This window comes from Mycobacterium sp. 852013-50091_SCH5140682, assembly GCF_001665685.1.
Lineage (GTDB): Bacteria > Actinomycetota > Actinomycetes > Mycobacteriales > Mycobacteriaceae > Mycobacterium.
On record NZ_LZTB01000035.1, the window covers coordinates 180,774 to 200,778 of the forward strand.

17 protein-coding genes and 2 pseudogenes are annotated in these 20,005 nt (G+C 64.0%); 9 read left to right on the forward strand and 10 right to left on the reverse strand.

The features are described 5' to 3' along the window. Positions 1 to 68: 68 nt before the first annotated feature. From A5784_RS11740 to A5784_RS11755, 5 genes are all read left to right on the forward strand, one after another. A complete protein-coding gene (locus A5784_RS11740) occupies positions 69 to 692 on the forward strand; it encodes a TetR/AcrR family transcriptional regulator (RefSeq protein ID WP_064945059.1) in 624 nt (207 codons plus the stop codon). Positions 693 to 2,036: 1,344 nt separating this feature from the next. Next, positions 2,037 to 2,567: a hypothetical protein gene (locus A5784_RS11745; protein WP_064945060.1), complete on the forward strand. Its 531-nt coding sequence runs from the start codon at positions 2,037 to 2,039 to the stop codon at positions 2,565 to 2,567. 237 nt (positions 2,568 to 2,804) lie between these two features. Next, positions 2,805 to 3,131, forward strand: coding sequence for a hypothetical protein (locus A5784_RS37520; RefSeq protein WP_082944785.1), 327 nt, complete (start codon positions 2,805 to 2,807; stop codon positions 3,129 to 3,131). Between the two features lie 57 nt (positions 3,132 to 3,188). Next, a complete protein-coding gene (gene lysE, locus A5784_RS11750) occupies positions 3,189 to 3,788 on the forward strand; it encodes an L-lysine exporter (RefSeq protein ID WP_064945061.1) in 600 nt (199 codons plus the stop codon). An 80-nt stretch (positions 3,789 to 3,868) separates the two neighbouring features. Next, positions 3,869 to 4,747: a crotonase/enoyl-CoA hydratase family protein gene (locus tag A5784_RS11755; RefSeq protein ID WP_064945062.1), complete on the forward strand. Its 879-nt coding sequence runs from the start codon at positions 3,869 to 3,871 to the stop codon at positions 4,745 to 4,747. Between the two features lie 55 nt (positions 4,748 to 4,802). Here A5784_RS11755 and A5784_RS38230 read toward each other — a convergent pair whose 3' ends face one another. Next, positions 4,803 to 4,970, reverse strand: coding sequence for a hypothetical protein (locus A5784_RS38230; RefSeq protein ID WP_156750507.1), 168 nt, complete (start codon positions 4,968 to 4,970; stop codon positions 4,803 to 4,805). A 288-nt stretch (positions 4,971 to 5,258) separates the two neighbouring features. On the opposite strand from A5784_RS38230, the pseudogene A5784_RS37525 reads away from it, so the two are divergent. Continuing rightward, a pseudogene (locus A5784_RS37525) lies at positions 5,259 to 5,477 on the forward strand (transposase); the annotation flags it as partial. On the opposite strand, the pseudogene A5784_RS38235 reads toward A5784_RS37525, so the two are convergent. From A5784_RS38235 to A5784_RS11795, 8 genes and pseudogenes are all read right to left on the reverse strand, one after another. Continuing rightward, positions 5,476 to 5,572 (reverse strand): annotated as a pseudogene (locus tag A5784_RS38235) (pyridoxal 5'-phosphate synthase lyase subunit PdxS); the annotation flags it as partial. The pseudogenes A5784_RS37525 and A5784_RS38235 overlap by 2 nt on opposite strands. Before the next feature lie 112 nt (positions 5,573 to 5,684). Then, positions 5,685 to 7,250, reverse strand: coding sequence for an N-acyl-D-amino-acid deacylase family protein (locus A5784_RS11765; protein ID WP_064945064.1), 1,566 nt, complete (start codon positions 7,248 to 7,250; stop codon positions 5,685 to 5,687). Positions 7,251 to 7,419: 169 nt separating this feature from the next. Next, positions 7,420 to 8,955: a serine hydrolase domain-containing protein gene (locus A5784_RS11770; RefSeq protein WP_064945065.1), complete on the reverse strand. Its 1,536-nt coding sequence runs from the start codon at positions 8,953 to 8,955 to the stop codon at positions 7,420 to 7,422. A gap of 45 nt (positions 8,956 to 9,000) precedes the next feature. Then, positions 9,001 to 9,834 carry an ABC transporter ATP-binding protein gene (locus A5784_RS11775; protein WP_064945066.1) on the reverse strand — a complete coding sequence of 278 codons (834 nt, stop codon included), beginning with the start codon at positions 9,832 to 9,834 and terminating at the stop codon, positions 9,001 to 9,003. Continuing rightward, on the reverse strand, positions 9,831 to 10,832 hold the full coding sequence (locus A5784_RS11780; RefSeq protein ID WP_064945067.1) for an ABC transporter ATP-binding protein: 1,002 nt from the start codon (positions 10,830 to 10,832) through the stop codon (positions 9,831 to 9,833). Before A5784_RS11780 ends, A5784_RS11775 begins: the two co-directional genes overlap by 4 nt. Continuing rightward, complete coding sequence (locus A5784_RS11785; protein ID WP_064945068.1) at positions 10,829 to 11,743, reverse strand: ABC transporter permease; 915 nt, start codon at positions 11,741 to 11,743, stop codon at positions 10,829 to 10,831. The genes A5784_RS11780 and A5784_RS11785 overlap by 4 nt, the downstream gene beginning before the upstream one ends. Then, the gene (locus A5784_RS11790) at positions 11,740 to 12,804 is read right to left on the reverse strand and encodes an ABC transporter permease (RefSeq protein WP_197514705.1); all 1,065 of its coding nucleotides are present in this window, start codon (positions 12,802 to 12,804) and stop codon (positions 11,740 to 11,742) included. Before A5784_RS11790 ends, A5784_RS11785 begins: the two co-directional genes overlap by 4 nt. Further along, positions 12,801 to 14,624, reverse strand: a complete 1,824-nt coding sequence (locus A5784_RS11795; protein ID WP_064945070.1) for an ABC transporter substrate-binding protein — start codon at positions 14,622 to 14,624, stop codon at positions 12,801 to 12,803. The genes A5784_RS11790 and A5784_RS11795 overlap by 4 nt, the downstream gene beginning before the upstream one ends. A gap of 517 nt (positions 14,625 to 15,141) precedes the next feature. On the opposite strand from A5784_RS11795, the gene dapE reads away from it, so the two are divergent. Beyond that, on the forward strand, positions 15,142 to 16,194 hold the full coding sequence (dapE, locus tag A5784_RS11800) for a succinyl-diaminopimelate desuccinylase (protein ID WP_064945132.1): 1,053 nt from the start codon (positions 15,142 to 15,144) through the stop codon (positions 16,192 to 16,194). A 2-nt stretch (positions 16,195 to 16,196) separates the two neighbouring features. Here the strand turns inward: dapE and A5784_RS11805 are convergent, their stop codons facing one another. Beyond that, complete coding sequence (locus A5784_RS11805; protein WP_156750508.1) at positions 16,197 to 18,167, reverse strand: helix-turn-helix domain-containing protein; 1,971 nt, start codon at positions 18,165 to 18,167, stop codon at positions 16,197 to 16,199. Here A5784_RS11805 and A5784_RS11810 point away from each other — a divergent pair. Next, positions 18,129 to 18,827, forward strand: a complete 699-nt coding sequence (locus A5784_RS11810; protein ID WP_156750509.1) for a chorismate synthase — start codon at positions 18,129 to 18,131, stop codon at positions 18,825 to 18,827. The genes A5784_RS11805 and A5784_RS11810 overlap by 39 nt on opposite strands. After that, positions 18,824 to 19,942: an o-succinylbenzoate synthase gene (menC, locus tag A5784_RS11815; RefSeq protein ID WP_064945073.1), complete on the forward strand. Its 1,119-nt coding sequence runs from the start codon at positions 18,824 to 18,826 to the stop codon at positions 19,940 to 19,942. Before A5784_RS11810 ends, menC begins: the two co-directional genes overlap by 4 nt. Positions 19,943 to 20,005: the final 63 nt, after the last annotated feature.

Here is a 20,005-nt window from a genome sequence, read left to right on the forward strand (position 1 = left end):
ACAGTCAGAAATCTAGACAGTTTTGTACTAAATTGTCAATAATAGGAGGTCGGCCCTATCCTTGGCATATGGCGAGACCACGAAGCTTCGACCGCGACCACGTCCTCCACGCGGCCGAGCGACAGTTCCGCACCTCGGGCTACAACGGCACGAGCGTTGACGACATCAGTGCTGCCACCGGCCTGGGCCGCGGCAGCCTCTATGCCGCGTTCGACGGCAAGCACGGCGTGCTGGTGCAGGCGATGGCCGGGTACTCCGCCCGGCTGGGGCAGGCTGTGCCGCAGGCGCTCGCCGGACCCGACGAGAGCGCGCTGCAACGACTGCGCGGGTTCTTGCTCCGCGCCGTCGACGGGGTGCCACTCGCCGACGACGTACCCCCCGCCCCTGACCGGTCGGCGGGGGCCTGCTTCGCCGCCAAAATAGCCCTGGAGCTCGGCGCCTCCGACCCCGAGGTGGAACGCTTGGCCATCGACTGCTTCTCCGCGGTCGCTGCGGCGGTGGCCGAGTGTGTGCGCGCAGCGCAGCGCAGCGGCGACCTCGATCCCGACGCGGATCCCGACGACCTTGCGTACCTTCTGCTGACCGTCGTCCGCGGGATCGATGTCGTAGGGGCGGCGGGCCACAGTCCCGCGCGCCTGACCTCGATCGCGGAGACCGCGTTCGCATTGTTGCCTCGCCGGCACCACCGCTGAGAAGGGCACGGCGGCCGGCCTCGTTGCGCAGGCATCTAATGCGGTCGTGCTGGGCACCCGCCGCGCGCGCCCGGGTCAACCCGTGATCGGGTACGCAGACGGATCGAACTGTTCCCCGGTTAAGCGAAACCGAACTCGCGAATCTAATCGGGAACATGCCTATCGGCCTTCGTCACGTGCCCCAGATTGATTGAGAACGGTCATCAACGGCTCCAAACCCGCCAACATTCACCCACCGCCCCGACACGGGGGCACTTCAAACCGCCCCAATGGGGTCAACTCGGGTTGACATAGCCAGACGTGGGTCCCTTGCGTCGAAGTGGGTTTGGGAAGTTTTTGATCTGGATTGATAGCTGTGAGAAGGGTTCGGTGGCCGGGTCTGGAGGTGAAAGTGTTCAGCCGTGCCTTCTGGCGGCGCCGGTGGTGGGACGCGCAAGGCCAAAGCGGTGGGTCCGTTCGGGGCCGAGCGGATTGCGGCCTCTTTTCGGCGGTGAGGCGGTCGGGAGGGCGGTGCGGAACGTAGACGAGTTGCGCGCCAACAGCTCTAGCTTGTTGAAGTTGGAAGATTGGGCGCGCTCTCGGCGGTGGCGGCAGACCCCATGGCGTTAATTTGAATTTCGGTTGCACGCGGTGAAGCTGACGAGACCCGTCGTGTTGGAATGGTGGTGGCGGCAAGCGACCCACCGCTTATGCGAAGCGACAATACTCAGACGGCTGTCGGCAGGACGCTAGGGATCCAGGGGGGCGGAAGCTGCGTGGCAGGTCTTGGCGGGGGAGTACGCGCGGCCTCAGGCTTGTTTTACCAATACCTGTTCACCATCGAGACACTGCTCGACTTGATCCAGCAGGCCTGGTCGGAATCCACCATCGTCACCATCGAAGGACCGGACCATAACGGATCCAGCGATCCCGACGTGGTGGATTTCTCTGTCCGCCATCCCCCGCGGAGGGATTGTTGCTGTTTACCAAGCGAAGTCAGTTGCAGATCCGTTGGATTCGACTCTTAGACTGTCCGAAGCGCTTCCGCCGTTGTTCGCCTGATCCGCTCGGTTGACAGTGCGAAGTACACCCTGATCAGCAACGCAAAACCCGGTCGTCACATTGACCGGAGCAACTCCCTTCTCCACGGGGAATTTTCGGATGCTGAGCTCGTCGCTGAGTTGCTTGTCCTGGCTGGCGACAGGTCGAAGTCGGCCCAAGTTCTCGGGACACTCGACGATGCAGAAGAAGTCGCGCGATTGCGGCGCGCCGAGATCATCGCTTCGGCGAGTCAGCGACACTGATCCGCTCCCGGATTGGCGACAAGGTCGCCCGAGGGCGCAGTGACCGCAGGCTGGCTCTGGCATGCGAGCTGCGCGGATTCTGGAGAACTCTCTAATTGCCGGGAAGTTCTCTTGTGCTTCGGGTACCGATGTTGACAACGCTGCGGATTTCGAGCAGGGAGCGCGCCAGTTCTTGCTGGCGAAGTTCGCGCAGTTGCTCGCCGAACCAGCGACCACGTTGGCGCAGGCTGCTGCCCTGGTTGAGGCTGGCGATGGTATCCACCATGCCCTCAGCGGTCATGGCCTGGATCGCCCCGAGCTACTCAGGGCGATCGTGGACCGCTTCAACAACATCCGCAAAGGCCGTACTCAGCTGTCTGCCTTGGTCGGGCCGTCCGGAATTGGAAAGACCCCGCTGGCCGCGATGTATGCCCATCGCGAGCACTGTTCTTATGATCGGGTGTGCTGGATCGACGCTGAGTCCGACGCCTCAATCATCGCCTCGATCGTCAATCAGGCCCGAATCATCGGGATTTCGGACATACACAACGGCGACCAGACGGCGCTGGCCATTGAATTCACGAACGCAGTACGCCGTTTCATCGGCCGGTGACTGATTGTCTTCGACGATGCGCAGAACGCCGGTCAGATTGAACACTGGATAACCTGTGCCATCTAGGTTTTCGGTCGCCATCGCAGAGATTAGGACCGCCGGGATGCGATGCGATGCCAGCACTGAGCTGACCAGCAGCATTTTGAGCGCGGTGGACCGCTGATGGGCCACGCTGGTTGCCACCCTTTGGGGGGTGTCAGATGGTCTGTGTAGGTCCTAGCGGAAGGATCTCAGGACGTGACCAATGGCAAGGATGTGGATTCAGCTCTGGTTGAGGCTGGCTCCACGGTGGAGATGGCTGAGGCGTTGCGGGCCTCGGGTGCAGTCGATGATCTGATGGCCCAGATCGATACCGGCGAGGTCGCGCAAAAGGTCTGGTCGGCGCCGCTAATCACCGTATTGACAGCCATCACCATGGCTGCCTCAGCTGTTCTCATCTCAGTGTCAAATCCGACATCTCCGCGACATGAAGATGAGAATTCCGACACGGAGATTGAGAACTTACAACAGCCCTCCGGATGCACAGCTCGCGCACCGGGTAGCCGATTCCATAAGTCTTCCTAATCCAAACTAAGAATCATTAGCTGTACTGAAGTCGAGCGCGCCCATACCGTCATACCCATGACCTCACCTGTCCTCATCGGTTTCCTGACCGCAATGACACTCATCGCGGCGATCGGCGCGCAGAATGCCTTCGTGCTGCGTCAGGGAATCCTTGGTGAGCACGTCGTCCCGGTCATCGCGGTGTGTGCCATCTCGGATCTGATCCTCATCGCCGCAGGCGTCGCCGGCGTCGGCGCGTTGATCACCGCGCACCCCGACGCGGTGATGGTCGCCAAGTTCGGCGGAGGAGCATTCCTGCTCGGATACGCGGTGTTGGCGGCCAAGCGCGCGTATCGGCCGTCGGCGCTCAACCCGTCAGAAAAGGCGCCGGCCCGTCTGGTCGAGGTGCTCGTCACGTGTGCCGCACTGACGTGGCTCAACCCGCACGTCTACCTCGACACCGTGGTCCTGCTCGGCTCGCTGGCCAATGAACAACACGAGCAGCGTTGGCTTTTCGGCGCAGGCGCGGTCACCGCCAGCGTGGTGTGGTTCGTCAGCCTCGGGTTGGGTGCGCGCCGGTTGGCCGGGCTTTTCGCGACACCGTTGACGTGGCGGGTCCTCGACGGTGTGATCGCCGTGACGATGGCGGCACTGGGCGTGTGGATGCTGGTGTCCTGACGCATCCGCGGGGGGCCACTGCCGCCACGAGTCGCTCCTTGGGCAAGCTGGGTACCAACCGAACCCGAGGAGGAGCATCCGTGGACTTCACGACAATCCGGCATGAGCTCGACGACGGCATCCTCACCGTCGTCCTCGACCGCCCGGACAACCTCAACGCCTTCACCGTCGAAATGGCCGAAGAACTCGAGCACACCTTCGTCGCGGTCAACGACGACGACGCGGTGCGGGCGGTCATCGTGACCGGCGCGGGCCGGGCGTTCTGCGCCGGAATGGACCTGTCGAGTGAAGGCAACGTGTTCGGCCTCGACGAGTCGAAGTCGCCGAGCCTGGCCGACATGGATGATCTCGACAACCCCGCCCTGCGGCGGGTCCGCGACACCGGCGGCCGGGTGACCCTGGCGATCTACGCGTGCCGCAAGCCGGTGATCGCCGCGATCAACGGGGCCGCGGTGGGCATCGGCGCAACGATGACGCTGGCCATGGACGCGCGGCTGATGTCGACCAAGGCCCGCTTCGGCCTGGTCTTCGGCAAACTCGGCATCACCCCGGAAGCGTGTTCAACCTGGTTCCTGCCCCGGATCGTCGGTATGCCAACGGCGTTGGACCTGGCGTATCGCTCCGACATCCTCACCGCCGACGCGGCCCGCGACATCGGCCTGACCCAGGCGGTCCACGAACCAGACGCCCTGCTCACCGAGGCACGGGCACTGGCTGATGCGTGGACGCGCGACCGCTCACCGGTATCGGTGGCGCTCATGCGGCAGATGCTCTACCGGAACGCGGCGCAACCACATCCGGTCGATGCACACCGGGTGGACTCGCTGGCGATGTTCTACACAAGCATCGGCGACGGCCACGACGGCGTGCGGGCGTTCCTCGACAAACGCGCACCGCAGTTCTCCGGCAAGGCATCCGAGATGCCGCCGTTCTATCAAGAGTGGACCCGGGGCGGATAGTCGGCACACGAAAGGAGGGGCACCCGCACCGGGTGCCCCTCCTTGGTGTCGCGGGTCAGCGTCCGTTGCCGAACACAGAAGTTACGCTGCCGACGGTGGCCTGGTGCTGAATGTCGTGGACCCACTGGTTGTGGGAGACGTCAGCCGCGGCCGGCGCAGCCAGTCCGAAGACCGCGGTCGCAAAACCGGCCACGATGGCGCTGGCAAATCCAAACTTCTTCATGTCGAAGCCCTTCTGTTCAGAGTTCGAGCCGTGGCGGTGATGTCGCGGTTCGGATGTCGGTGCACCGGTTTGGGGGTTCCTCGCCGGTCTGACTGCATCAACGCAAGTGGTCAGCGGCTTAATTCCACTGGCAGAAATTGACCGCCGGTTGGCAGCAATCAATCGTATTCGCGTCATCTTTCGGCATCGCGGCGATGCGGCTGCACTGCGCGGAGAGCAAATACGGGACGAGTTTGCGTCCAGCAGAGTGGCGTACGAGCCGGTGAGGTCCGTGTCGTAGCCGGATGAATGGGCGCGCAAGCCGGCGCCTTGTGCGGCGCGGGTTACGGCCAACGCAGCACAGAACGCACCAACTCCCGCAACGGTTACCGGCGCCGCCAATTCGACACGCGCACAGGCACACTGGACTTGGCGATCCCTAAGCTGCGACAGGGATCGTACTTCCCGGACTGGCTGCTGGAACGGCGCAAACGTGCCGAGCGGGCAATGACCACTATGGTGGCCACCGGGTCACCGGACTTGACGATGCCCGAACCGACGAACACACCCTCGGCACCCAGCTGAATTATCATCGCGGCGTCGGCCGGGGTGGCGATACAGCCATCGCCCGCATCCGAACCGTCGCCCAGGCCCCGCATCAGGGGGATGGCCATGTTCATTGCGCGTTCTGTCATCGAAAAGATCGAAGCAGCACCGCCTTTCATACTGTCCGGGTCAGCGCAGCGAGGCGGAAAGCTCCGTACCGGCCCGGAGCAGCCGCCCACGACGGTCCCCGGAGAACTGCCCGTCCCGAATCACCGGAGTCCCGTCAAGGAGCACCCACTGCATACCGACGGGCAGCGTTTCGGGATGGGTGTAGTTGCCTGCGTGGTCGATGGTGTCAGGGTCGAAAACGCACACATCGGCAGCGGCGCCACGTCCAAGCCAGCCCCGATCCGAAAGTCCGAACTGTGACGCAGATGCGGATGTCATCTTTCGCACAGCCTCACCCAAAGACACGATCTTACTGTCACGAACGTAGGTGCCGAGGAAGCGAGGAAAGGTCCCGTATGTGCGTGGATGAACAAGGCCCGTAGGAACATCGTTGTCCGAACCGATCGAGATGAGCGGGCTCCGCATGAAGGTTTCGACGTCGTCGGCTCGCATGACGTGCAGCACGGTGTCGGCCGTAGGGTCTGCGAGAAGTAGATCGCACAGAGCCTCCCATGGGTCCCGGCCGCCCGCGATGTCAGCGAGGGTGCGACCGGCAACGGCAGGATCGGCGTGCCGGGTGACGGTCAGGTCGTCGGGCCGGATCTCACGCCAGATTCCCGCGCCCACAAACTCGATGGGGTCCTCCGCGATCCGCCGTAGCCGCAGCCGTTCCTGGGGATCAGCCAGTCGTTCCCGGAGCCTGCCCTCGCCCCCTTCGGAGGCGATCGTCGGAAGCACGGCGACGAGACCGGTACTGCAGGCCTCGTACGGGTACAGATCGCCGAGCACTTCCACCCCGGACAAGCGGGCGTCCGCGATGCGCCCGAGCAGGTCCGGCGCCATCCCGTGCGCGGCATGTCCGGACGCTTTGCAGTGCGACACCTGAAGCCGAATCCCGGTTGCGCGGGCGACAGCAATCGCCTCATCTACGGCATCGAGTAACCCCTCGCCCTCGTTGCGCATATGTGTGGCGTAGCTTGCGCCCCAGCGGCGCGCCACCCGACCCAGCGCGATCAGTTCGTCGCGTCCGGCATAAGCGCCCGGCACGTACTCGAGCCCCGACGACCAGCCGACGGCGCCGGCGGCGAACGCCTCGTCGGCGAGCTCGCACATCCGCTCTAGCCCACCGGGCGGCAGCTGCTGTTCGAACCCGGCCACCGCGATGCGCAACGTGTTGTGGCCCACCAGCGGTGCCAGATGGTTGGTCGTGCGTGCGGCCTCGACCGCGTCGAGGTAGTCGACGAACCGGGGGAAGGCATGCCCCATCTCGTCTTCCACGGCCGAAGCGTGATCCGAATGCGTTGGCGCGCAGGTATATCCGCAGTTGCCAATGATCTCGGTCGTTACCCCCTGCAGCAATTTGAACGGCTGCGGATCCGACATGAACGGGACGGTGTCGGAGTGGGTATGCGGGTCGACGAATCCGGGCGTCACCGCGAGGCCGTCAGCGTCAATGCACTGGCGGGCGGAACCCAGATCCGCGCCAATCGCCGTGACTCGGCCATCGGTGATGGCGACGTCGGCAGTGATGCCCGGCCCGCCGAAGCCGTCATAGACCGTGCCGCCAAGGATGATCAGGTCATGCATGTGCTGTCACCTGCGAGGTCGTGCGCCTGCGTTCGCACGCTTGTGCCGCTAGCGCCCGTTCGGTGTCGGAGAGGTGTTCGGACACCAAGCGGCAAAGGTCGTCGGGTTCCCGGCATGGATGGCTCCTCGTTGTTTCCGTATTACTTGCCGCACGCCTTGCGAGCGACGGTCAGCTGCGCTGCAGGTCGATTGCGGTAGGGCCGGAACCGAACCGAACGAAGTCGACCGATCCTGTCCCGATGACCAGCCAGCCCAATCCGCAGCTGCCGATCCACTGGCCCTCCCGTACCCCGTAAGGCACCACGCGCGTCGCCTCGCCGTTCGGCGGGAGCACCCAGAGGTCGCCGTCGCGCTCATCGAGGCGGTAAGTGGCGCCCCGATACGGCTCCCGGTATTCGCCGAGCACGCACGTCGGATACGGCTCAGCCGGAGACAACCGCTCAAAATCCTGCGTTAGACCGAATTCGATTGCAATGCGTACTTTTTCGCCAGCAACCTGCACCAGGCTCAGGTCGTCGTCCGCGGTCCAGCGGCCAGCTCCGGCCGCGGTCAGACGCGTCACCTCCTCGCCGTCATGCACCTCCAACCCGCCGTCGCCGAGCACCCGCAGACGCAGCCCGCAGAATCCCTGCTCCGAGAACCAGCGACCCGCGACGTCACCCTGACCGGCGATGAGTCGGTAGGCGCGCCAGGCGGTTTCAGTGGCGTTGAGGTCGTCACGGTTCGCGAACACCGCGACGCCGATTCCCGTAATCGGGTCGCTGAGCGAATAGGAGGCGTATGCCCACATGGACCCGCTATGGGCGTGCACCTTGGTCCCGCCGCGCTGCTCATGCTCGATGCCCAGCCCGTAGGTCGAAACGGAGCCGTCGGCGAGCACGGCTCGGCTGAGCATCTGCTGACGAATCCGGGCTCCCAGGATCCGTCCGTCGAGCAGGAACCCGTGCCACGCGGCGAACTCGACCAGCGACGTGTTTACCTCGCCGTCGCCGTTAACGCCGCGCACCGTCTTTTCTTCGATCTCGCCGATGCCCATGCCGTGCCGAGTGGGGGCGGCACCCGCGTTCGGGGTGTAACTGATCGACATTCCCGGGACGGCCTGCCCGATCCAGGTGGTGATCAGGCTGCGGTCCATGCCAAGTGGGCGGAACACCAGCTCGGCAATGAGCTCCGGGAACAGCGTCCCGGTCGCCCGCTCGGCCGCGAGCGCGGCGATCACATACCCTGTGTTGGAGTACGAGGCGCCGTGGCCCGGCGCGAAGTCGGCGCGCTCCACAGAACTGAGCCATGTCAGAAACGCATCGAGGCCCGCGATCTCCAGGGTTTCGATACCGATGATCTCCGCGACATTCATGTAGTCGGGCAGACCGGCGGTGTGCTGCAGGCAGTGCCGCACGGTGATGCCGGGCAGGGATAGTTCGGGGACCAGCACACGGATGTCTTGGTCGATGTCCAGCTGGCCGCGTTCGGCGGCGAGCAAGATGGTCGCGGCCACCATTTGTTTACTGACGGACGCAATGTTCATCAGCGTGTGCTCGGTAAGCGGTTCGCCGGTTTCGAGTTCGGCGAGACCGGCGCAGGCTGTGGCGATGAGCTTCCCGTCGCGGTAGGCAGCGATCACGGCGCCCGGTTCCTGCGCGCCGACACGGTCTGCGAGCAGTTCGCGGTGCAGCAGCGCGCTCAGGTCGTCCGTCACGAGCGGCATGGGGTACTCCTGTCTTTGTGTTCGTTGTTTTTCGCGTCGGTCAGCTCATCGGGCGGCGGTCATGCCGACGGCGTCGGGGCGCTGTTCTCCCGGCAGCGCGGCAAGCAATTCGCGCGTGTACTCGTGGGTCGGGCGCAGCAGCACATCCTCAGTGGTGCCGCACTCGACGATCTGCCCCTTGCTCATGACCGCGACGCGGTCGGCGATGTTCCAGGCGAGCCCGAGGTCGTGGGTGACGACGAGCAAGCTGAGGCCGAGTTCGTCACGCAACGAGAGGAACAGCGCCAAAATCTCGCCGCGGATCGAAGCGTCGAGGCTCGATACCGGCTCGTCGGCGATGAGCACCTTTGGTTCGACGGCGAGCGCGCCGGCAATGAGTACCCGCTGGCGTTGGCCACCCGAAAGCTCGTGCGGGTAGCTGAGGAAGTACTGCTCAGGCCGTCTCATGCCGGCGCGTAAAAGAGCCCGGGCCACGAGTTCAGTCTCGGTGACCGTCTCACCACGGTCGGCGGCCTTTTTGACGATGCGGTGCAAGCGAATTCCCTCGGCCACCGATTCGTACACCGAGTGCTTCGGGTTGAGTGCGCCGGAAGGGTCCTGCATCACCAACTGGGTGTGCCGGCGATAGGCGCGCAGCGCCTTGCCGCGCGTCGGCAGCGGCTCACCGAATGCCGTCACCTCGCCGCTGGTCGGCTGCTCGAGCCCCAACAGGGTCCGCGAGAGGGTGGTCTTGCCCGACCCCGAGGCGCCGACCAGAGCCAGGATTTCTCCCTCGTACAGGTCCAGGGTGACGCCGTCGACCGCCTGCACTTCACCGCGCCCATTCAGCGCCGGGAACGTGACACGCAGATCGTTCGCACTCAGCACATTGCGGGTCATCGGGCTGCCTCCATTTCCGGCCGGCTGGTGCCGAGGTCATCAGCCCGCAGGCACTCTGCGTCGCTGTTACCAACAAACCGCGCGAACTCCGGCCGATGCACGAGACAGTTCCCATCCGTGAGTCGGCAGCGCTCTACGAACGCCAGTTCGGCGGCGGCGTCGATACCCGAAACGCCACCGTCCGCTACCCCCTGTGGCCGATAGCGGGAGGCCGGGTCGCCGATGGTGGGGAATGCCGAGGCCAGAGCCCGTGTGTAGGGGTGGCGGGGATGCTCGAATATGTGGGCTCCGGGCCCTCGCTCGATTATTCGTCCGCCGTACATGACCAACACCTGATCGCACACGCTCGCCAGCACCGACAAGTCATGGCTGATGAGCATGAGGCCCAGCCCCAGCTCTGCGGACAGCGATGCAAGCACCTCCAGAATCTGTGCCTGCACTTTGACGTCGAGTGCCGTGGTGGGTTCGTCGGCGATGAGCAGTTTCGGGTTGCAAGCCAATGCCATTGCGATCATGACGCGCTGCTTCTGCCCGCCCGAGAGCTGATGCGGGTAGCTGTGCGCATGCTCGGCGGTGAGGCCCACCATCTCCAGTAGTTCGGCGACCCGCGCGTTGGCGGCGGCCTTGGTGGTGCTCGGCGCATGGATAAACACGGGTTCGGCGACTTGTTTGCCGATGCTGTCGATGGGGTTGAGTGAATGCATCGCGCCCTGGAAGACCACGGCGGCATCCGTCCAACGCATGCGGCGCAGCGCACCCCAACTGAGCGCGTTCACGTCGTTGCCGGCGACACTCACCCGCCCGGTGACTGTGGTGCTCTTCGGGTGCAGACGCAGCAGCGCCGAAGCAACCGTCGACTTGCCGCTGCCGGACTCGCCAGCGATGCCGATGGTCTTGCCGGCTTCGAGGGCGAACGAGACATCTTGCACCGCAACGACATTGCCGCGCGATGCGCGGTAGGTGACCGAGAGATTCTCGATTTCGAGCAGCGGGGTCATTCGGCCTCCTTGAGCCTCGGGTTGACGATGTCCTCGAGCGCCTGCCCGACGAGGGTGAAAGCCAGCACGACCACGACTACGCAGATTCCGGGCGGGATGAGGAACCACCAGGCGCCCAAGGTCACCGCGCCGTTGTCGAAGGCGGCGTTGAGCATGGTGCCCCACGAGACCTTTGTGGGGTCGCCGAATCCGAGGAAGGCCAAGGTGGTCTCGGCTAGGACAGAGCCGGCCACCGTCAGGGTGGTGTTGGCAAACACCAGCGGCAGCACGTTCGGGAAGACATGTCTGATCATCAGGTGCCAGCGCCCCGCGCCGAGGACACGAGCGCGCTCGATGAAGGGTCGCTCTCGTACCGACAGGGTTTGGGCTCTGATGAGTAGCGCGGTACTCGACCAGCCGGTGACCCCGATGACGATGATCAGCGAGAGCAGTGACCCCCCGAGCAGCGTTGCCAGCACCAGGGCAAGAGGCAGGAACGGAATGACCAGAAACCACTCGGTCAGACGGAAAAGCAGTGTCCCGAACCACCCGTACAGCAGGCCGGAGGCGATACCGATGAGGGTGCCGATGACCATGGAGATGATCGTGGCGGTGACGCCGACTACCAGGGGCACCTGGGACCCGTAGATGAGAACCGTGAGAACGGAACGGCCCAGATCATCGGTACCCAAAGGGTATTCGGCACTCGGCGGCCCCAAGATCGGGCCGACCGCCTGGCTTGCACGCAACTCGTTTGCATCCGCGAGCAGTGGTGCGGCGAGCGCGAGAGCACCGAACAGCAGCAGCACGATGAGCCCGATGAGACCGCGGCGGTTCGTCTGGAATCTGGTCCAGGTGCGGACCGCGGCGTTGCGGCGCAGCTGCCAGCGCAATGCGCGAGGGCCGATCGGGGACGTGTAGGCGGTCGTCATGATTTCACCCTTGGATCCTGGAGCGCGTAGAGGAAGTTGGCCACGAGGTTCGCGAGCACCACGGCCGCAGAGAACACGAGGAACGCGCCTTGCAGCAGTGGAATGTCGGGGATCCTGAGCGCCTCGGTGGTGAGGAGCCCGAGGCCCGGAATGGAGAACACGGTCTCCACGGTGATCGCCCCGCCGACGGCGAACGCTAGGTCGAGCGAGACCAGCGTGGTCACCGGGAGCATCGCGTTCGGTATCGCATGACGGCGGAGCACCTCGTCCTCCGTGAGCCCCTTGGCCCGTGCGGTCTGCAGGTAGTCCTGCCCCATCACATCGAGCATCGAGGAGCGCATGATGATGGAGTATTCGGCCACATACGCCAGGGTCAGCGTGGTCACCGGCAACACCAGATGCCAGATGCTGTCGACGATCCCGTTGAACGACCAAGTGTCCACGCCCTGCGTATGCAATCCGCCGATCGGGAAGATCCCGATTATCGGCCCTACCCCCGCGGCGAACACCATGAAGAGCAGCAGGCCCAGCCACCACTCGGGCATCGAATAGACGACGACGGTGATGATCGACGAGGCACGGTCGAAGCGTCCACCACGATGCCAGGCCGCCCGGCTGCCGATCCAGAGTCCGATCAAAACGGACAGCAACGTCGACGTCGCCACGAGCGCCAGGGTAGGGCCTAGTCGGTCGAGGATCAGGTCACTCACCGGCTGGTTGTATTTGAATGACACGCCCAGGTCGCCCGTGAAAATGCTCTTCAAGTAGGTGAAGAACTGGATGTACAACGGCTGATCGAGGCCAAGCCGGTGCGAGATCTCGGCGAGTTGCTCGGCCGTGGTCGCGCGTCCCCTGGCGAGGGTGCGCTCCGGGTGCGGGTTGATCACCCGGAACAGGAAGAAGTTCACCACCAGAATGAACAGCAGGGTGGCCGCCGCCCCCAGCAGGTTGCGCCGCACAAATGGCCAACTGAACCGCCGCCAGGAGCCCCCTGCGTGTGGGATGCGGCGAGACGATGCCGCCCTCGTCGGCGTCGGCATCGTGGTTGGTGTTGATGTCATGCTCGCTCCTCCGCGGTGGCCCGCCGCCGGCGGCGCACCAATAGCCAGGTGATGGCAACAAGCACGATGGCACCGGCGCCACTGCCGACGATCAGCTTCGGATCACCGCCGGCGGCACTGGTCCCGCCGGCCCCGCCCGCGGTGGCCGGTCCGGGCTGCACCCTGAAGATCGTGTCGACGTCGTACAGAAGCTCGGGTTCTTTGCCAGTGGGTAGGCCATGGAACCTGTCACTGCGGTACGCCTCTGCCCCCTTCTCCGAGACGGTGATGATGTAGGGGGTGTCGTGATACAGCAGCTGTTGCAACTTGCGGATGTCCGCCACCCGATCGGCGGGGTCGATACGCCTTTTCTGGGAGGCATATAGCGCGTCGTACTTGTCAGAGCAGTACCAGGAATCCGACCACAGGCCCCGTTGGTTGCACGCGAAGTACATGAGCACGGAGTCGGGATCCTCGTCGTAGTTCCAGCCCCACTCGAAGAGGTCATAGTTCCCGTTGTGTATGACGTCCTGCAACCTGTTCTCCTCCATGGCACTGACCTTCACCGGGATACCGAGGTTCTCGAACCACTCCCGAACAAGCTGAACCGTGCCCAACGACGTCTGCTCCGTGGAACGGCCGATCAACCGCAGCGGCTGCATCGTGTTGCCATCCGGCAGGGTCCGGGTGCCGTTGGGTCCGCGCCGATACCCGGCCGCGTCGAGCAGCCGGGCCGCGCGGTCGGGGTCGTAGACGGCGGCTTCCTCGGCGGGCGGATCCCAACGAAACCTGTCGAAGGGGGGCGCGACTACGGTGGCAAGCGGTATCGCGCCGCCCTGAAATGCCTTTGCCGCAATGGCCTTTCGGTCGATGGCCGTGGTCAACGCGTACCGGAACTTCGGGTCGAGGACCGCCGGGTTCGGGTCGCCGATGGGTTTGTCGGTGTCGGTGTTGACCGAACCGGTGTTGAACGCAAGCTCGCGAAAAGAGCCGACCTTATTGAAGAGGCGAGCACTGATGCCACGGCGTTTCATCAGCACATCGGTCTGCAGCGCGCTGAGGCTACTTGTGTAGTCGATCTCGCCCTTGACCAGGGCCTGCACGATGGTGTCCTGCGACTTGAAGATGCGGAACGTCAGGGCGTCGAAATCGGCCGGCCCCCGCCAATTGTCGGGGTTGTTTTCGAACCGATACAACGACCCGCCGGGCGCCCCCTCGACCAGACGGAACGGCCCCGAACTGACGAGCTTTCCCGGAGTAATCGGAAGGTCGGCGAGTCGATCATCGGGATACTGCTCAAGCACGTGTTTAGGCATGATCGGGATGGGCAGCATAGGCAGCATCGAGTTGGGCTCGTTTAGATGCAGGACGAGTGTCGCCGGGTCCGGCGCCTCGATGCTGCGCACCGAGGTAAGGAAGTTGCCCCACGTCCCCTGCCCCGGACCACCCGCCAGAATCCGGTTCAGGCTGTAGGAGACATCCTCCGCAGTCAACGAACGCCCGTCCGACCAATGAAGCCCGGTACGAATGCGGTACGTCCACATCAATTTTCCGTTCGAGGGCTGCCACGACTCGGCAAGCCCGGGTGCCGCCGAGAAATCGGCGGTGGAAACGGTTGTGACGGTGTCGTAGAGGAAGGTGCTGAAAAGGATTCCGCCCGACATGATCGCCAACATGGGGTTGAGGGAGTCGATTTCATCGATCGTGCCTACCGTGAAGACCACCGGCTCGCTGTGGCCCCGGCCGGTACTCAGCCCTCCGTGCCCATTGCCGGGCACTGGATGTGCCAGGGGCTGAAGTCCGGGTAGACCGGCGATGCCGAACACCATGGCGATCAGCACAGCCAACCTGCGCGCTGCGCAGCGCCATCGATTCGGAGGGGGCTGCGCGCCATCTTCCACCGCCGCTCCGGACTTGGCCCCTAACGACATACTGAGCCTCCTTGCTCACCACTGCATTTACAGACAACGACCGCACCGCATCTGCCGAACGAGTTCGACGCCTCATACCGCGCCAGTGCAGCAGTACGCTGCACCAAATCCGAGCTGATGGTTGTGGCGTACACCCAAGTTGGTGGCGCACACGGCGCGCTCCGCCGCAACAGGATCGGCGCGCCCGAAGAGGGGCTGCCGTCGAGTCCATCGGCGACCTGAAGCACATGGCAACTTTCACAGCGATCCGCCTCACAGTCATTGGCCTACACGCTGCAATCGTTGCCACGAGATTGTGATCCGATCACAGTGTGCGCGACGTGGCCACCACTTCAAGATGGTCTCCATGGCGATCCACGGTTTTCATGAACGTCCGCAACCGCAGCCACGGGACGGCGCCTACGGCTCGACAGCACAGGGCCGGCTCGTGACCGACCTCAATGACGACGTGGCGTCGATCGCTGAAGCTCTCGTCAATGTCGAGTCGGTGAGTCACAACGAGAAAGCTCTCGCCGATGCCGTTGAGCACGCGCTGTACCGGTGCAATCACCTGGCAGTGTCGCGCTTCGGAAACACGGTGGTAGCCCGCACTTCGGGTGGACGACAGCAAAGAGTCGTCTTAGCAGGACATTTGGATACCGTGCCCCTCAATGCCAACCTTCCGGCCCGGAACGACGGCGAGCTGCTGTATGGGCTCGGCAGCTGCGACATGAAGGGAGGCGTTGCCGTCGCCCTACGGCTCGCAGGCAATTGCACCGACGCACTCAGTGACCTCACGTTCATCTTCTATGAATGCGAGGAGGTCGAGTCCGCTGCCAACGGATTGGCCAAACTCGCCAGCCAGCACCCCGAACTCCTGCAGGCCGATCTCGCGATTCTGATGGAACCCAGCAATGGCCAAATCGAGGCCGGCTGTCAGGGCGTCATCGATTTCGACATCACATTGACCGGCAAACGAGCACACTCCGCCCGGTCTTGGCAGGGAATCAACGCGGTTGAGGCGGCCGGCCCGATCCTGGCCAAGTTGGACAGCTTCCGTCCGCGTACCCCGGTGGTCGATGGATTGACCTACCGCGAGGGGCTCAACGCCGTAGCCGTCGACGGCGGCATCGCACGCAACGTCATACCGGATGAATGCCGTATCAGCGTCAACTTTCGCTTCGCGCCCGACCGCAGTGAGCAAGGAGCAATTGACTTCGTACACGACTACTTCGACGGTTACGACATTGCCATCGTGGACAGCGCACCCGCGGCTCCCCCGGGATTGACAGGGAGCGCAAGGACTTTCGTCGAGGCGGTGGGCAGACCCCCGCAACCGAAACTCGGCTGGACCGATGTGGCCCGCTTCGCGCAACTAGGTGTGCCGGCACTGAACTTCGGCCCCGGCGACCCGCTGTTAGCCCATACCCAAGACGAGCACGTGCCGCTGGCTCAGCTGCGCGCGTGCGAAAAAACGTTGCGCGAGTGGCTGACAACCTGACGTCAGCCCGATACCACGGCGCCCGTCAGGCTCTGCACTTCAAGCCCCACCCAGATCGGCAGTAACTGGTCAGGATCGTCGAGATCGATCCCAAACGTAGCGCTCAGGCGGTTAAGCCGATATCGCACCGTGTTTGGGTGGATCTCCAATGCCGTTGCGGTGCGGGTGGCGTCGCGCCAGCTGCGTAGATAGGTCCGCAGCAGTTCGGCGTAGGCGGTGCTGCGCTCCGCATCGTGTTTGAGTATTTCCACGACCCGCGCGGAGATAGTCCGCGGGTCATCGATCGCAGCGGCCGCGAGGTCGACAAAACTTGTGCGGTCAGCCATTTGGCGGTAGGTGGCAATCCGTGGAAGTTCGGCTACCCGCCGCAGCAAGGTAGCCACTTTCGCTGCACATTCCGCTGAATGACCGATGCGGTGCGCCGCCGATACCACCGGACCGATGCCAATCACCGCATCAAGATCAAGTGAACTTCGCGCCGCACGCCTGATGGCCTCGGCCACCTGCAGAATGTCATCCGCCGACCCGAGGTGAAGTGCGGAACATACGACATGGAGAAGGTCACCGGCACCGGCGACGCCGACCGACAACCGGCGCGATTCGCAGTTCATCGTCACCAGCGACACCAAGCGATCGTGACGGGCGGTACGGCGATCGTCCGGAGATGTCAGTGCGATGGTCATCACCACAACCGCAGAGTCAGGATGAAAACCCAACACCAGGACGGCATTCCGTAGGTCGCCGCTACCCGCGACGAGAGCTTCCGCCGCCTCCGTGCGCTGCTGCCGCACCAGGTCCTCGGCATGACGGGCCCGCAATAGGTGAAGCGCCGCCACCGGCGCGACGTCGGCCAGTTGCCGTTCAGCGCCTTCCCGCAGCCCGTCTGACGGTATGACGACCCAAATAGAACCGATGATCTCCGTGCCGGCCCGCACGGCAACCGCCAACCGTTCCAATCCACCTGGTGCGCCAGGGATTCGGCACACCGACCGTGACTGGTAGACCTCCCGGTATTGACCGGGATGCTCAGGGGCGGTAGGGACGCGGCGCCCCAAGATCCCGCTGCGCCGATCCTCGTCTATCGGATGTTGTCCCACGGAGTACGCCAACACCCGCAGGTTCATATCCTCGATCGCGGCCGCCCCACCCACAGTGTCGGCGATCGCTTCGGCAAGGGAAAACAGGTCACCCGAGGGCACTGATTGCAGTGGCCCACCGGCGTGCGTGGTGGCGTACACAGCACTGCGGATGTGGGTGTCCACCGTCAGCCAATCGATCATGTCGTCGACCGTCAGCAGTGCCAGCCCACAATCGTTTGCTGTTGCGACGAGCTCGGGACTTACGCGCAGCGCCGAGGCCTTGATCACCATGGCGGCGATCTGCGCCTCCGAGGCTTGGGCGACGACGGTAAGCGGATCGAGGAACCTGCGGTCGACGCCGACCCCTAGCAGAACACCTTCCGGCGCTGTGTGCACCGCTTCCACCGGATCAAACAACAGCGTCCGACTAACTGTCAGATCCAACCCGGCGTCGTCGGTGACCAACGTGAGGCTTGCCCCGCGCAGCGCGATCAGCAAGTCACGGACTCGGCACCGCCCACCTAAACGCAACGATCGTTCAGTGACTTCCACAGCGCGCAGCCTAACGAGACTGTTGTGATCGGTGCACAATAATTGGCGCCTTGGCAAGGGGCGCAGGCCAATGACTGTGTGTGCGGCGGCTGTAACAGTAGTGATGTGACTCGCTTCGCTACCACGGTCAACACTGTCAACGAGCGTGCCGTCATCGACAAGATGCTTCGGGCAGAAGCTATGCGCGCCGCCGAAACGGCCGCGCGCGAATGTGATGTGCTCGTCGAAGAAACCGACAACAGCGACACACTCCGGGACGTCGCGGCCTTGCTTGAGTCGGTGTGGGGACGCACGGACGAGGGAGTGCCGATTCCCACCGACGTGATGCGCAGCCTCGCCCACGCGGGCGGTTGCATCACGACAGCACGCGACCGACAGCGCATGTTGGTCGGCGCCGCTGTCCTGGCGCCCGCGACCGACGGGGGTTATTCGCTGATCGCCGCAACCTCACCCCACCAGACCAGCCGTGGGCTGGGCCGCGCACTGAAGCTGCGCCAACGCGCGTGGGCCCTCGAGCGCGGCTGGCGACGCATCGAATGGACCTTCGACCCACTGGTCAGCCGGAACGCCCGGTTCAACTTGAGCAGGCTCGGCGCACTGGCAACCACTTTGGAGCAGGACTTCTACGGCTTCATGGTTGACGAGATCAACGCCAACGACCATTCGGACCGGCTGGTCGCCGTGTGGAAACTCGACACCACACGCACGATCGTCGCCGCCAACGGCCGGCCCACACCGGATGCGGCACGCCCGGACAATACGACGGTCCTGTCCCCCGGTCCTGACGGCCAACCGCTGTCGATAACCGACGGCGTCCGCAGATGGTGCCGGGTGCCCGAAGACATCGTCGCCATCCGCCGCCAACAGCCGGAACTGGCTCGGCAATGGCGGTTGGCACTACGCCCCATTTTTGCCGAAGCCTTCGCTGAAGGGTTTGCCGCACTGGGTTTTTCGCGCGACGGATGGTACCTACTCGACCGAATCACGAAGGACGACCAATGAGAATTGAAGCCGCAGAACTGCATCACCTCCAGATCCCTCTGGTGGGAGCCTTCAGAACATCGTTCGGCACCGCGAACTTCAAAGACACATTCCTTCTACGCCTGATCACCACTGAAGCCGAGGGCTGGGCCGAATGTGCGGCAGACCCGGAGCCTTACTACAGCAGTGAATTCCTTGCGAGCGCCGAGATCGTGCTGACCGAGCATCTGCTGCCCCGCCTCGTGGAGTTCGGCCCCGATCTCGGAGCGTCAGATGTGCACACGACGCTCGAGCCCATCACGGGACACCAGATGGCCAAACACGTTGTAGAAACCGCCCTCCTCGATGCAGAACTACGCGCCCACAACGTTTCCCTGCGCCGGCACCTCGGTGGTCAGCGCACCCAAATCCCGGCTGGCGTATCGGTGGGGATCAAAGACAGCATCCCCGAGCTGCTCGACAACGTCGAGGAGTACGTGGCCGAAGGGTATGTCCGGATCAAGCTCAAGATCCAACCGGGATGGGACGTCGAGGCAGTACGTGCGGTCCGCGAGAAGTTCGGTGACGATCTGATGCTGCAGGTAGACGCCAACGCGGCCTACCGCCTCAGCGACGTCGCGGCGCTCGCGGCCCTCGACGAGTACGATCTGCTGCTGATCGAACAGCCCCTGCCCGAGGACGACGTTCGCGGCCATGCCGTCCTGGCGCGACGCGTTCGCACGCCCATCTGCCTGGATGAATCGATACGCTCCGCGCGCGACGCTGCCACGGCCATCGCCCTGCGGGCGTGCGATGTCATCAACATCAAACCCGCGCGCGTCGGCGGCTACTACGAAGCGCGCCGCATACACGATGTCTGCGCGGCACACGGAATACCGGTCTGGTGCGGCGGCATGTTGGAGACCGGAATCGGACGCGCCGCCAACCTTGCACTAGCCTCGTTGCCGAATTTTGTTCTTCCCGGCGATGTTTCGGCTTCACGTCGGTATTTCGATCAGGACATCACAGAGCCGTTCGAACTGGAGCAGGGCACCATCCGGGTCCCCGAGGGGCCGGGCATCGGCGTGGTTCCGATTCACGAGGTGCTTACTCAGTTCACCACGCGCACAAACTATCTGGACTTCAGCAAGTCCTGATTACCGCAGTGCGCACTTGCGCAGCAGAAGCTGCCGAGTGCGCACCCAACAGATACACCATCA